General features: G+C 51.6%; 13 protein-coding genes. 8 read left to right on the top strand and 5 right to left on the bottom strand.

Annotated elements, in window-relative coordinates:
* Positions 1–5 precede the first annotated feature (5 nt).
* From JFY74_07520 to JFY74_07540, 5 genes are read left to right on the top strand one after another with little or no spacing between them, the layout of a single operon-like run.
* Positions 6–1,400, top strand: coding sequence for a DUF2318 domain-containing protein (locus JFY74_07520; protein ID QQG29875.1), 1,395 nt, complete (start codon positions 6–8; stop codon positions 1,398–1,400).
* A gap of 2 nt (positions 1,401–1,402) precedes the next feature.
* Entirely contained in the window at positions 1,403–2,692 is a 1,290-nt protein-coding gene (locus JFY74_07525; protein QQG29876.1) for an ABC transporter permease, read from the top strand.
* Between the two features lie 16 nt (positions 2,693–2,708).
* Complete coding sequence (locus JFY74_07530; protein ID QQG30478.1) at positions 2,709–3,821, top strand: ABC transporter permease; 1,113 nt, start codon at positions 2,709–2,711, stop codon at positions 3,819–3,821.
* Between the two features lie 4 nt (positions 3,822–3,825).
* Complete coding sequence (locus JFY74_07535; GenBank protein QQG29877.1) at positions 3,826–4,542, top strand: ABC transporter ATP-binding protein; 717 nt, start codon at positions 3,826–3,828, stop codon at positions 4,540–4,542.
* On the top strand, positions 4,529–5,026 hold the full coding sequence (locus JFY74_07540; protein ID QQG29878.1) for a TlpA family protein disulfide reductase: 498 nt from the start codon (positions 4,529–4,531) through the stop codon (positions 5,024–5,026). Before JFY74_07535 ends, JFY74_07540 begins: the two co-directional genes overlap by 14 nt.
* A 36-nt stretch (positions 5,027–5,062) precedes the next feature.
* Here JFY74_07540 and JFY74_07545 read toward each other — a convergent pair whose 3' ends face one another.
* Both JFY74_07545 and JFY74_07550 read right to left on the bottom strand, forming a co-directional pair.
* Entirely contained in the window at positions 5,063–6,040 is a 978-nt protein-coding gene (locus JFY74_07545; GenBank protein QQG29879.1) for a DMT family transporter, read from the bottom strand.
* A gap of 95 nt (positions 6,041–6,135) precedes the next feature.
* Complete coding sequence (locus JFY74_07550; GenBank protein ID QQG30479.1) at positions 6,136–6,969, bottom strand: AraC family transcriptional regulator; 834 nt, start codon at positions 6,967–6,969, stop codon at positions 6,136–6,138.
* 634 nt (positions 6,970–7,603) lie between these two features.
* On the opposite strand from JFY74_07550, the gene cbl reads away from it, so the two are divergent.
* Entirely contained in the window at positions 7,604–8,557 is a 954-nt protein-coding gene (gene cbl / locus JFY74_07555; GenBank protein ID QQG29880.1) for an HTH-type transcriptional regulator Cbl, read from the top strand.
* A 16-nt stretch (positions 8,558–8,573) separates the two neighbouring features.
* Here the strand turns inward: cbl and JFY74_07560 are convergent, their stop codons facing one another.
* Complete coding sequence (locus tag JFY74_07560; GenBank protein QQG29881.1) at positions 8,574–8,870, bottom strand: hypothetical protein; 297 nt, start codon at positions 8,868–8,870, stop codon at positions 8,574–8,576.
* Positions 8,871–9,063: 193 nt separating this feature from the next.
* Between JFY74_07560 and JFY74_07565 the strand changes: the two genes are divergently transcribed.
* Complete coding sequence (locus JFY74_07565; protein QQG29882.1) at positions 9,064–9,543, top strand: Hcp family type VI secretion system effector; 480 nt, start codon at positions 9,064–9,066, stop codon at positions 9,541–9,543.
* Between the two features lie 213 nt (positions 9,544–9,756).
* On the opposite strand, the gene JFY74_07570 is transcribed toward JFY74_07565, so the two are convergent.
* The gene (locus JFY74_07570) at positions 9,757–10,452 is read right to left on the bottom strand and encodes a hypothetical protein (GenBank protein ID QQG29883.1); all 696 of its coding nucleotides are present in this window, start codon (positions 10,450–10,452) and stop codon (positions 9,757–9,759) included.
* A gap of 682 nt (positions 10,453–11,134) precedes the next feature.
* Between JFY74_07570 and gltP the strand changes: the two genes are divergently transcribed.
* The gene (gltP, locus tag JFY74_07575; protein QQG29884.1) at positions 11,135–12,451 is read left to right on the top strand and encodes a glutamate/aspartate:proton symporter GltP; all 1,317 of its coding nucleotides are present in this window, start codon (positions 11,135–11,137) and stop codon (positions 12,449–12,451) included.
* Between the two features lie 125 nt (positions 12,452–12,576).
* Here the strand turns inward: gltP and JFY74_07580 are convergent, their stop codons facing one another.
* Positions 12,577–13,917: an anaerobic C4-dicarboxylate transporter gene (locus tag JFY74_07580; GenBank protein ID QQG29885.1), complete on the bottom strand. Its 1,341-nt coding sequence runs from the start codon at positions 13,915–13,917 to the stop codon at positions 12,577–12,579.
* Positions 13,918–14,478: the final 561 nt, after the last annotated feature.

Raw genomic sequence — 14,478 nt, forward strand, 5'->3', positions numbered from 1 at the left:
TATATATGAATTTTTTTATCACGACCCTCCAATCCTTCCTGCCGATAGCGCTATTGCTGGGGCTGAACTGGAGCCATCGTTCCACGCCGACAGTCAAATCGCTGGGGTGGATCACGCTGCTGGCGCTGTTTTCCGGGACGTTTATTGGCGTACATTTTCCTAACGGGCAAGCGTTTCTACTGGGGTTTACGGCGCTTCAAGCGCTTGCCTTGATCCTGTTTCTGGTCTGTCAGTGTTTTTCCCACCCGCGTCTTGGCTATCTGTGGCAGGCGCTGTTGGTAGCGGGAGCGGCGGTGCATTGGGGCAACGATCCCAATCTGACCGCGCTGACAACCACCCATGTAGTGAATACCGATCTGCTGCTGAATTTCAGCGCCGTGCTGCTGGCGTTTGGCTGGCTGGTGTTCTGTGCCGCGCTGTGCGGCATGATTGTGCGCCGCATTCGTTTACTGCGCTGGCCGCTTCTGGCGCTATTGGTTGCGCTTCTGCTGTTGCCGATAAGCGGCAATCTGCTGCTGCTGTTGATGAAATTACAGGCGCTGGGGCTCACCAAGCCGCGTCTGAGCTATGTGGCGCACGTCACCAACAGCGCATATTTATTAAATTACCTCAGCGCATTGTTCATGGCGGCGTTGGCTGCCGGGCTGGTTTGGCCGCTGCGGCATGCGCGTCGCCAGATGCTGGTCACGCATGAGGCGATTGAGAAGCGTAAAGCGACAGCAGGCTATCGCACGCTGCGCCGCACGCTGCTGTCGACGGTCACCGCGATGCTGGTGGTGGCGTTGGCCCAGCTTTATTGGGACAAGGTCGCGTCGCAGCCGCCTCGTCTGTCGGAAGCACAGCCCGTGACGCTGGCGGCCGATGGCAAAGTACATATTCCGATTGAGCAAGTGCGAGATGGCAAGCTGCATCGCTTCGTGTGGATTGCCGATGACGGCAAGGCCGTGCGCTTTTTCATCATTAACCGCTATCCCGATCGCCTGCGTCTTGGCGTGGTGTTTGACGCCTGCCTGCTGTGCGGCGATCAGGGCTACGTGATGGAAGGCAATCAGGTGATTTGTGTCGCCTGCGGCGTGCATATTTTCATTCCTTCTATCGGGAAGGCGGGCGGCTGTAATCCGGTGCCGATTGAAGGCTGGAGCAACGACGATAATGAGCTGGTGATTGGGCGAGCGTCACTGGCGGCAGGCACGAATTACTTCTCGACGGTGGTGTCGATGGACGTTATCGATCCGGTTGATGGCTCCAAACTGACCAACGTGAACGCGGAACATAAATATCGCTACGGCGGTAAAACGTACTTCTTCTCGTCGGAGGCCAACTACAACCGCTTCCGCGAAAGTCCCGCGAAATTTGCCACTGCCAAAGCGGCGGCTGGCGAGCAGGCTGAGGAGGAATAATCATGCTGTGGCGACTGTTACGTCAGTCCTGGCGCAGAAATATTCGGCGTAAATCGCTGGCGGTGCTGACCGTATTTTTGGCGGCGGGGTTGATCTCTGCGCTGTTGGCGGTGTCTATCGACATCGGCGACAAAATGGCGCGTGAGCTGAAGTCCTACGGCGCGAATATTTTGATTGAACCAGCAGGGCAAGCGGCGCTACCCGCGCTGTTTGGCGAACGCAGTAATCCGCTGGAAGGGCAGGATTTCCTTGATGAGGCCGAGCTGCCTAACATCAAAGATATCTTCTGGCGCAATAACATTGTCGGCTTTGCACCGCTGCTGAGCGGTGATGTCGAGATCAAGGGGCAGCCGGTTGCCGTGCTGGGTACCTTCTTTTCTCAGCCTGTTGCGGTGCCGGATGAGGAAGACTATCGCTCGGGACAAATGACCGTTAGCCCCTACTGGCAGGTGGCGGGGCAGTGGCCGCAGGAACCGATGACGACGGAAAATATGGCGCAGACGCTGGTAGGAAAACAGCTGGCGGCGCAAACGGGCTGGAAAGTCGGGGATAAACTCGCCTTGCACGGCGCAAAAGGGGACGCAACGGTAGAGGTTAGCGGCATTCTGAGCAGCGGCGGTGATGAAGAAAGCCGTCTGGTGATGCCGCTGGCAACAGTGCAATCGCTGCTGGGACTGGCTGGTAAAATTCAGGCCATCCGTGTGTCAGCACTGACCGTGCCGGAAAATGAACTGTCGCGGCGGGCGCGGGAAAATCTGGAAGCGCTGAATGCCGAAGAGTATGACCTCTGGTACTGCACCGCGTATGTCTCTTCGATTGCGCACCAGTTGGAAGAAGCGATTTCTGGCTCGGTGGTCCGTCCTATCTGGCAGGTCGCCGCGTCGGAAGGCGTGGTGATCGACAAGATCCAATTGCTTCTGGCAGTGGTGACCTTCGCCGCGCTGGTGGCGGCAGCGATGGGGATTGCCTCGCTGATGACGAGCACCATTATGGAACGAGCCAAAGAGATCGGGCTGATGAAAGCACTGGGCGCGCGCCAGTGGCAGATCATGCTGCTGTTTTATCTCGAAGCCGCGCTGAGCGGTCTGGCCGGTGGTGTCGCGGGCTGTGTTGCAGGCTGGGGGCTGGCGAAAGCCATTGGCCTGATGCTGTTTGGCGTACCGTTGAGTTTTGCCTGGATCGTTATCCCCTGTGTGCTGGTGATCTCGATGCTGATCGCCATCATCGGAACGTGGTTCCCGGCGCGCCGGATCGCCAAACTGTATCCAGTGGAGGTGCTGTATGGGCGCTAATGGCTGGATGAACAGCATGTTCTGGCGGCTGGTGCTTCGCGCACTGCGACTGCGTATGCAGCGCGTCAGCGTCGTGTTCGCTGCGCTGATGGTCGGGGCGGCGATTGTGACGGCGATGTCCGCCGTCTATTTCGATATCAACGCCAAGATGAGCCAGGAACTACGCACCTTCGGCGCGAATTTTTACATCGGGCCAGCGCGGGGCAATACGATTCCACAAAGCACGTTTCAACTGATTATCGACAACGCACCCGCTGGGTTGATCAATGCGTCCAGCCCTTATCTGTACGGCATGGCGCGTACGGAACTGGAGAAAGTGGTGCTGATGGGCGTGTGGTTTGAATCGCTGCGGCAGCTGGCACCGTACTGGCAGGTCACGGGTAACTGGATTGGCGTCAGCTTCGATGACCGTAATGCCATGATCGGCGTGAAGCTGGCGGAGCGGTTGAACGTTAAAGTCGGCGACAGCATCACGCTGGTGGGCGACGGCGGCAAGCAGCGGTTGCAGATCAAAGGCATCGTGGAATCTGGCGATGCGACAGACAACATGCTGATCGTGAATCTGGAGCTGGCGCAAAAGTGGCTGGATAAAGAAGGTGCGATCAGTAATGCCCTGTTGAGCGTCAGTAACGATCTGGGGCAGGTCGATCGCTTTGCCGCACAGCTCCAGCAGCAGTATCCGCAGTTGGAGATCCGCCCGATCCTGAAGGTGTCGGCGTCGGAAGGTCAGGTGCTGAATAAAATCAAAGGGCTGATGGGGCTAGTATCGGCGGTGATCCTCGTGCTGTCTTCCCTGTGTGTAAACACGACGCTGATGGCAATTGTCGGTGAACGTGCCCGCGAATTTGCGCTACAGAAGGCGCTGGGCGCGAGCGGACGAGACATCATCCGGCAGATGCTGGCGGAAACCGGCATCATCGCACTGGCGGCCGTGGTGTGCGGTTCGCTGCTGGGGTATCTGCTGGCTCAGGTGCTGGGGATGGCGGTATTCAACGCGACGATCTCGCTGCGGTTACCGGTGTTCCCGCTCACGCTGGTGCTATCGTTATTGGTTGCTGCCGTTGCGGCGGTGGTTCCCACTCGGCGGGCGATCTACGTCGAACCAGCCAAAGTCTTGAAAGGAGAGTAGCTCGATGTCTGTAGAGGTGAACGCGCATGAAGGGGCTCAGGCAGCGGAGGCGGTGATTGAAACTCGCCAGCTCTATAAACGCTTTGGTCAGGTTACCGCGCTGGAGAACATCAATATCCGTATCGCGCGCGGCGAGTTTGTCGCCATCATGGGCGCGTCCGGTTCGGGTAAAACCACGCTGATGAATATTCTCACCTGTCTGGATACGGTGAGTGAAGGGCAGGTATTGCTGGACGGCGTCGATGCCGCTGGGCTGGATGAAGAAGGGCGACGCCAGTTCCGTGCCGATAAGATTGGGCTGGTATTCCAGCAGTTCCACCTGATTCCGTTTTTGACCGCGCTGGAAAACGTAATGTTGGCGCAGCACTACCATAGCGTGGTGGATGAAGCGGCGGCGCAGCGCGTGCTGGAACAGGTTGGGCTGGCGCATCGCGTCGATCACTTACCGAGCCAGCTTTCCGGCGGTGAGCAGCAGCGCGTGTGTATCGCTCGTGCGCTGGTGAATGAGCCTCCGGTGATTTTCGCCGATGAACCGACGGGGAATCTGGATGAAGAGAATGAACAGCGGGTGCTGGATCTGCTGAAAGATCTGCATCGGCAGGGGCGCACCATTGTGATGGTGACGCACAATCCTGAGTTAGGTCGGTTTGCTGACCGCATTATCCGCCTGCAACACGGCAAGTATTTTGGTGAAGAGGTGAATCATCATGAAATGGCGTAACGCGATTACCGCGCTGTGTCTGCTGGGCGCAGCGGCACTGAGCGGCTGTAAGGAAGAACAGGTTAGCGTCGGCGCGCAGGCACCGGCGCTGGCGGCCTACGATCTGTCAGGGCAGCAGGTGGATCTATCACGCTGGCAGGGGAAAAGCGTGTACCTGAATTTCTGGTCGTCGGGCTGTGGTGGCTGCATGATCGAAATGGGCGCGCTGGAGAAACTGAGTCAGGAATATGGCGATAAAGTGGTGGTGGTGGCGGTTAACACCGATCCTGACGGCGTGGATGTCACCTCAATGTTGGCGCACCATAAGGTGACCTATCCGGTGGTGCGCGATCAGTTAGGCATTACCAAAGAGCGCTATCAGGTCAGCGGTACGCCGACTTCATTTATTATCGATGCGAACGGCAAAGTGATCGATCAGCATCAGGGCGCGAGGGATGAAGCGCAACTGACCGAGCTGTTTCAGAAGCTGGCAAGCCGGACATAAAGACCGGCTTATTTCCACAGCATGTCAGGCGTGCGTTTACTCTGTTCGTGAAACAGGCATCGGGACTTCCACAATCACTGGTTCCGGTTTCACCCGCATGGCGTAGATCACCCCGACAATCAGGCAGGTGATGCCACAGAGCGTCAACAGAGGCGGCCAGGATTGCCGGATGATGAAGGCATAGGCCAGCCCCGCCAGCGTTTCAAACACAATTAACGGCCCCACCAGCACCGTCGGCAGACGCTGGCTGGCTTCATTCCAGAACAGCGTACCGATCCACGAACAAAACAGCCCAATCGCCAGCATCAGTGGGATGAAAACCTCAGGCCGTGGGCCGAACGGCTGTGTAAAGGTGCTATCCGTTAGCGCCAGATGGCCGCACACCACGATATACCCCAACAGCGCCAGCGGTAGCGTAACCAGCCCTTGCGCCGTGGCCCAGGTGGTCGGCGTATTGCCTTTGTGGTCGCGCAGCCAGCGGGCGTTGCGTAGTGGATACCAGGTCCAGCAAACCACGGCGAGGAAAGCCATCGCAATGCCGCTGGCATAACGCCATAAATCGAATGTGGCCGTGCTTCCCTTTAGCTCTGCAATATTGACGCAGACCAACCCCGCCGCAATCAGCAGCAGCGACGGCAGTAGCCGACGCCAGGCTACGCGGCCATCGTGCTTGCTATACAACACATTCGCGGTGACAGAAATCACCACGGGCAGGGTGCCGATAATCATCGTCGAGATCGGTGCGCCCGTACGCTGAATCGCGCTGGCGAGCAGGAAGTAATACAGCAGATTACCGATAATCGTGAGCTTCGTAGCCTCCAGCCAGTCGTTGCGGGTTAACTGGCGCAGACGACGGCGGTCGAGCCACGCCAGCGGTAAGGCAATCAATCCAAAAGCCAGATAGCGTCCGGTAGACTGCAAGGCGGCAGAGTAGTCCGGTACGAGCACTGGCCCAACGAAAATCAGCCCCCACATCAGCCCAGCGGCAAGCGCAAATAAAACACCAATCAGCATAATAAACCCGTTTTTTCACAATAGTGCATCGCGCCAGTCTAGGGAGGGTCGGCGATGAATTATTGTAGGATATTGCTGTTTATCATCGGCGACGGCTAGCGCTGGGTAGGATACACCTGCTTTTGGTAGCGAATGGGCGTGACGCCATAGCGCTGGGCAAAGGTGCGAGTCAGATGCGCCTGATCGGTTAACCCGACGGCGACGGCGACATGGGCGGCCGCCATACCGTGCGTCAGCAACTGCTTGGCCTCATACAGTCGAATCGCCATCAGCATCTGGTGCGGCGTGACATGAAACTGGGCTTTGAACTGGCGCAGGAAATGATATGGACTCAGGGAAACCAGCGCCGCTAGCTCTTTTAAGGTAATCGTGTGGGCGAAGTTTTCCCGTAAGTAAGCCTTCACCACATCAAAGCGATGGAACGGTTCAATAATCTGACGCTGTGCAATACGCGCGTGAGGCCGGAAAAGCGCAATCAGCGACAGCAGCAGGCTTTCACTTGCCAATGGGTCGGTCGTCTGCCACAGCGCGGCCAGCGTCATCGCCAACTGGCGTGCGGTTGCCGGATCGTGGCGCACGACGTCGGTAAACCACCAGCCTTTCTCGCCGGAGACGTTCTCCAACACATCGGGTGGAATGTAGATCATGCGATAGCGCCAGCCGTCTTCCGTCGCGGATTCCCCCGTATGTAGCTCATCAGGGTTCATCAACACTAACGAATCGACAGGCGCAATATGCTTGGCACCACGATAGCGGAATCGCTCCGCACCGTCATCGATGGTGCCGATGCCAAACGCTTCATGCGTGTGCGGCTCAAAGGCATAACGGCAGATGTGCGCGTGATAAAGCTCAATGCCGGGCAGCGCCGGTAAGTGCCGGAACTGGGCATAGTCTCTCTCATCGGTAAACTGTTCCGGTACACCCTGCATGCTGCCACCTTGTCTCTGATTCTGACCGTCATCATAGCAGCGATATACCCGTAATACTTCAAGTTGCATGTGCGTTGGCTACGCTACTCGGCCCACTTTCGTGGACCTCGCCCCGTTGGGGCCGCTGCAAACAGCGTTCAAATCTGCCTTTGGCAGATTTGTCACTCACCCGAATCACTTACTTGTGTAAGCTCATCGGGATGAAATGAGAGACGTCCTGTCTCTCACCGAAGGCCAGCCGTTGGCTGGACAAATTCGTTCCCGACGAATTTGTCCCTCTGTTGCCGCCTGCCTGAAACTCGAATTATTTGGGGTATAGCACGTCAGCTTGAAGTCGTGCGTCCTATTTAGACTGAGCAGAAATACGGGAAAAAGGGAATAAAAGCGCGGAGATAAATAGACCGGAAAGGCATAAATCATAGCGAAATGGTTGATTAACGGTGCGTGCGTAACAAAAGTGACTTCATCTAACTATTTGATTCTACTATTTATATCTATTCCTTGTTAGATAAGGTTGCGCGACAGACATACCGTTAGTATAAAAAAATATAATCAACTCCATTTGCTTATTTGTTCTGGCTCTCATTACTTGCATCAATATTGCTATCTGTAATAAAGAACAAGGGAGTGAAAGGTGAACTTTCAGCAACTGAAGATTATTCGTGAATCAGCACGGTGCAATTACAACCTGACCGAGGTGGCGAATACGCTGTTTACCTCTCAATCCGGCGTGAGTCGTCACATCCGCGAGCTGGAAGAAGAGCTGGGGATTGAAATCTTCATCCGTCGCGGCAAACGCCTGTTAGGCATGACCGAACCGGGAAAAGAGCTGCTGGTGGTGGCAGAGCGCATTCTGAATGACGCCAGCAATATCCGGCGGCTGGCGAATGTCTTCACCAATAACGACACCGGTCAGTTGGTGATCGCGACCACGCATACGCAGGCGCGTTACAGCCTGCCGCCGGTGATTAAAGCCTTCCGCTCGCTGTATCCACAGGTGCGTCTGGTGCTGAATCAGGGCACGCCGGATGAAATCGTGGCGATGCTCCATTCCGGTGAGGCCGATATCGGCATTGCCAGTGAGCAGTTGATTAACGCTCCCTCGCTGGCGGCGTTTTCCTACTATCGCTGGCACCATTCGGTGATTGTGCCGGAGCACCATCCGCTGACGCAGGAACCGGTTATTACGCTGGAGATGCTGAATGCGGAGCCGCTGATTACCTATCGTCAGGGAATTACCGGTCGCTCGCGTCTGGATCGTGCGTTTCAGGCGGTGGGTATGTCGCCGGATATTACGCTGAGCGCGCAGGATTCGGATGTGATTAAAACTTATGTTGAGCTGGGGCTTGGCGTTGGAATTGTGGCCGATATGTCATATGACCCTGTGCGTGATAAAGGGCTGGCGCGGCTGAATGCTGAGCATCTGTTTGAAGCTAACACAGTCTGGCTAGGGCTAAAAAAGGGTCAGTTACAGCGTAACTATGCCTGGAAATTTATTCAGCTGTGTAATACAGAGCTGTCGCTGGATGACATTAAGGATAAGGTGTTCTCGGATAACGATGAAGCGGTGATTGATTACCAAATCTGACTGACATAACCGTTTCCTAACCCGATGCCCAGCCAGCATTTTTTCTGACTGGGCGGGTCTTTACTTGTTCGACATACAAGTCTTTTTCACGACAATATTCGCTGAGTTCAGCTTCATTTAAACTCGTCGTTTCAATCACGGTGGCAAGCTTTGCTTCTGCCGACCAATGCTCTGGGGTGGATTTATTTCCGGGCACAGGACGACCTTCTTGTTTGGCTTTATCGCGCCAATTATAGAACGTTTGCAGGCCAATCCTTTCACTTCTTGCCACTTCAGCAATAGTCATGTTTAAAGGAGGCAGCAATTTACTCAAGATCGCTTGTTTACGTTTTTCACTATAGCACGGCACAATCAAGCCTTAACGCCCCAACTGGTTAAATGTTAAGTCGTGACAACTATCCTGCTAGGGGGTGTGTTTTAAAACCTTACCTGAGAGAGTATTATATCCATGCAATAGGAACTACGGCTCTGAACCGTAGAATGGAATTTCTTTGTATGGAGACATAATGTCCAATCTTATTTATCTTAGCGTTACCGGGGAAAAACAGGGACTGATATCAGCAGGATGTTCATCTCTGGACTCTATTGGCAATAAGTATCAATCGGCACATGAGAATGAAATTTTTGTTTATGAGTTGGTGAACAACATTAGTCGGGAAGAGAATATTTCCATGCTTCCTGTAGAAATCCGAAAGCCAATTGATAAAGCCACGCCATTGTTCGCTCAGGCAATTAATGATAAGGAAAAGCTGGAGTGCATTTTTTCGTTCTACCGAACGGCGCAGTCTGGTGGAAATGAACTTTATTTTAAGATGAAGCTTCGGGATGCACTTATCAGCAACATTCGCTTTTTCTACCCTAATTCACTGACACATAATGAAGTTCAGCCACAGGAAAGCGTATCATTCAAGTTTGCTTCTATTGAATGGGAGCATGTTATTGCAAGAACAAGCGCTTACATGCTTTGGCAGAATGTAGCCTACTAAAATTATATTAAAGGCCGAATTATTTTCGGCCTGATTTTTTTGAAAAGAATTTTATGTCTACATAAACAATAATAACAATCGAAAGAATAGTCAACTTACCCCAATGGTCGGGGATGAATTCGTAGAATAAAACCCCCAAAACAATCATTAATGCCATTGTGGTATAGGTGTTAATAAACTCTTTAACGGCATAAGAAATTATTTTTTGTAAGCTCATTTTTTTAGAATTCCGTTTATTGCTTCTGTGATATCGATCTTGTCATAGGGATTTTTGGGCACGTAGGGAGACAGGCGCTCTTCAAATACGAAGTATAACATCTCAACCTGCATAGCATAGAGAGACCAGTATAGCTCCGGACATACGTCATGCAGGTGTCGTGCAGACATTGCCGCCTTCTGAACTTTCCCATGAAATGTGAGAGCACTCAGCCCTATCAGCGAGTATTTATTAATCGTTCTGCGAATGGATAGTGAAAAATTCAACGAAGTTGCAATATGCTTTGCAAGCAGATAAGCGACTGACATTTTTACTGCTCGGCTTGTTGCGAACTCTGATGCAACTGATACGCCTAATATGGCTTTAGCTATTAATTCTTGCTCTCTTTCTTCAGTATCTTTTAAAAGTATTTTAAGATACTCTATTAGCATATCTATTATTACATCTTTTCTCTTGTATATCTGTTTAATAGCCAAATACATTCTTTCATTTTCAGATTTTAGTTGCTGACAGTCAGAATTATATTTTTCTATAAAACAGGATGAATACCATGTTGCTCTTTCTATACCACTGTGTAAATCATCACCAATTTTTATTGTATTATCTTTAATTTTATCTGCCATACTGTCCAGATGAGTGGCAAGAACTCTTTCAGATTCCATTTTGTATTTTAAATATTCTGATAATTGCATATTACATCCCTTTTATTAGGCTATTCCTCTCCCTGTATACAGGGAGTTTACCCGAATAATTGGCGATATTTCAATATTTTTGCTTGACTAGTGATTTTCATTCTACTAATTATGGTGTGAAGATATTGTTTTTTGAGAAAATGCGACAATATATCCTTATATAAGTAAAATTTAGCGGTTGGAGGATATGATGAAAAATCCCGTAGCTGTAAAACTACGGGCTGATTCTTTCCCTCTGGGCAGGTCTTTACCTTTCGATTTCGTCGCGATTTTTTGTATCGCGTTACCCGCCGTTTTCTGTACTTGATTCAGCATAAATAGGGTTTATCGTGCCGATAATCTGCTTGATCTGAATGTGCCGGAATAGTAACATCCCTATTATAACAATAACTTATGTCTGTATTTTTGTTAGGTGATACAAATACTTGTGCGTTTTTATTGAATAATTATGCTAACAATTTTGGTGTCACAATAGCAAGTTTACCCTAAATAATGCGAGTTGCAGGACAAAACGTGTGCGTTTTGAACAACGTATAAGCGGCTTGAGGTATGGCGGGTTAATCCATCAGACATCCTTCTCACTAGTCAGTCACCTCCACGTTGATTTTTTCGGTTCGCATTGCGCCGGAGTCGCGCTAGCGCCATGTTTGTGATGGCGGGGAGTTTAAAACGGAAAATGACGATGAAAACACAAAAAGTCAGCCTTGCCTGGCAAATCCTTATCGCGTTGGTTCTGGGTATTGCACTCGGTGCCGTGCTGCATGAACAGCAAGAAAGCCGCCAGTGGCTCATCAGCAATATTCTTAGCCCTGCGGGCGACATCTTTATCCGCCTGATTAAAATGATTGTTGTCCCGATTGTGATCGCCACGCTGATTGTCGGGATTGCGGGCGTAGGGGATGCCAAAAAGCTCGGACGCATCGGCTTCAAAACCATCCTCTATTTTGAAATCATCACGACGGTGGCGATTATCCTTGGCATCACGCTGGCGAACATCTTCCAGCCAGGCCACGGCATTGACATGTCGACGCTGACCGCCGTGGATATCTCGCAGTATCAAAAGACCACCGAGCAGGTGCAGAGCGGTTCGCACAGTCTGGTGGGGACGGTGCTGTCGCTGATTCCGCCGAATATCTTCGCGGCGATGGCTCACGGTGAAATGCTGCCGATTATTTTCTTCTCGGTGCTATTTGGTCTGGGGCTATCTTCGTTGCCGAAAGATCACCGCGAACCGCTGCTGAACGTCTTCCGCGGCGTGTCGGAAACCATGTTCAAGGTGACGCACATGATCATGCGCTATGCGCCAATTGGGGTGTTTGCGCTGATTTCCGTCACGGTTGCCAACTTCGGTTTTGCGTCGCTGTGGCCGTTAGCCAAGCTGGTTATGCTGGTTTATGCCGCGATTTTCTTCTTCGGGCTGGTGGTGCTCGGTATCGTCGCACGCCTGTGTAAGCTGCGTATCACCCTCTTGATCCGTATCCTGAAGGACGAGTTGATCCTCGCGTACTCCACTGCCAGTTCCGAAACCGTGCTGCCGCGCATCATTGAAAAAATGGAAGCCTATGGTGCACCGAAGTCGATCACCAGCTTCGTGGTGCCGACCGGTTACTCCTTTAACCTCGATGGCTCTACGCTGTACCAAAGTATTGCGGCGATCTTCATCGCACAGCTCTACGGCATCGAGCTGTCGATTGGGCAGGAAATCGTGCTGGTGTTGACGCTAATGCTGACGTCCAAAGGCATTGCCGGTGTACCGGGCGTGTCGTTTGTCGTACTGCTGGCGACGCTGGGCAGCGTCGGTATTCCGTTGGAAGGTCTGGCGTTTATTGCGGGCGTTGATCGTATCCTAGACATGGCGCGTACCGCGCTGAACGTGGTAGGAAATGCGCTGGCAGTGTTGGTCATCGCCAAGTGGGAGCACCAGTTCGATGAGAAAAAAGCGCAGGCCTACGAACGTGAGCTCAAGGGGATAAGCACGCAGCCAGCCCAGCGGGGATAATCCTCGTCATAATGTAAATAGCGATAATGAAAGCGGGCGCATTGAATCATCAATGCGCCCGTTTCTTTTTCTTACTTTGGCATCTACCGCCACGTTCTGCTGAGCGGTTGAATGCAGATAATGACTTACAGGAAGCCGTACATCGCGGCAAACACCCACCCAAAGACGCAGGATGTGCTCACGCCAATCAGGCCCGGCAGAATGAAGCTGTGGTTGATAACGAAACGACCGATTTTAGTGGTACCGGAACGGTCAAACTGGATAGCCGCCAGATCGCTTGGGTAGGTCGGCAGAATGTAGTAACCATAACAGGCTGGTGCAGACGCCACGATATACGCTGGATCCACCCCGATGGCTAGCGCAACGGGCACAATCGCCGCCAGCGCCGCTGCCTGCGAGTTAACGAACTTGGACACAATCAGCAGGATAATGGCGTAAGCCCACGGGTAGACCTTCACCATTGAGCCGAGTGTGCTTTTGATCTCTTCCAGATGCGCGCCGAACATGGTTTCCGCCATCCAGGCGATACCGTATACCGCGACGATGGCAATCATCCCCGAACGGAACACTTCATTCTTCGAGATTGATGATGGATTGGTTTTGGTCGCGATAATGATGATGGCACCGGAAAGCAGCATAAACATCTGGATGACCAGCACCATCGACAGCGGCTTACCGGCAAAGACTGGACGCAGCTCTTCAACGGCACCCAGAATCGCTACCGCCGCGATGGTTGCCAGAAAGATCCACATGGCGATCCAGTTACTGCGCGGCAGTTTTCTGTCGAGCAGCGTGGCGGTATCGCCATATACATACTGTTTGTTTTCTGGATCGGCGATGAATGCCTGAAAGTCTTCATCTTTGTCCAGATCCTTGCCGCGGAACCAACTGAAAATCCCAATTGCCAGAATACCCAGCAGGGTAGAGGGAATAGTAATCGACAGCAGATCGAGAAATCCCAGATGTTTACCCTGGAAGGTGAAATTAGCCAACATGGCAACCAGCGACACCACCGCAACAGAGACCGGACTGGCGATAATCCCCATCTGAGCGCCGATCGAGCTGGCGGCCATCGGTCTTTCAGGACGGATATTATTCTTGATAGCGACATCATAAATAATCGGCAGAATGGTATACACCACGTGGCCGGTACCGCACAGGATAGTCAGAATACAGGTGACGAACGGCGCGATAATCGAAACGTATTTCGGGTTACGCCGCAGCATACGCTCTGCGATTTGCAGCATCACATCCAGCCCGCCCGATGCCTGAAGCGTTGCCGACGCAGCCACCACGGCAATGATGACCAGCATGACGTCAACGGGCGGTTTACCCGGTTGTAGTTTAAAAATAAAGACCAGAATAACAAGTCCAATCCCGCCTAATAAACCCAGCGCGATCCCGCCTTTTCTTGCCCCGTAAAAAAGGCAGATCAGGACAATGACTAATTGAATGATGAAATCCATAGTAGCCCCATTGCATTGCTCAATATAATGAACTGATTAGTTAGAATTAAAATAAGTGAGTTTTTACTGCGGGTACTATATGGACGGGTTGTTATTTATTTTCTTGATCTAAATCTATTAATTTTTATCTTTGCGCTATTTCCTGAAAATAAAAGATCTCGCTCTCAATAATTGCGTATTTTTGATTTATTTAGTTTTTTAAGTGTAATTTTAATTTATTAATGATTCGAACGCATGTCTCTCGAGGTGGTTGTTAATGAATGACAGGCGATTTTCAAAACTGATTAAATTCTTGTTCTTATTTTGTTGTGCTTTATATTCTTTTACTTTTTGTTCTCGTTAACGTTAATCGCAAAAAACCATATCCTAACGTCTCTTTTTCTACCTCCAACGAGGTATTTTTGCATATTGTATTGTTTTTAAATGATTAGTTTAAAAAATAATAAAATGAATCCCTTTTTGGTAATGAAGTCAACGTCAGACCGCCGAGTCATGGTCGAAAAATAAAAATAGTCGCCATGCTGTTGTTATTCACATCAGAAATATATACCCGTCATACTT

Source organism: Pectobacterium carotovorum, from assembly GCA_016415585.1.
In the GTDB taxonomy this organism is placed as follows: Bacteria; Pseudomonadota; Gammaproteobacteria; order Enterobacterales; family Enterobacteriaceae; genus Pectobacterium; species Pectobacterium carotovorum_K.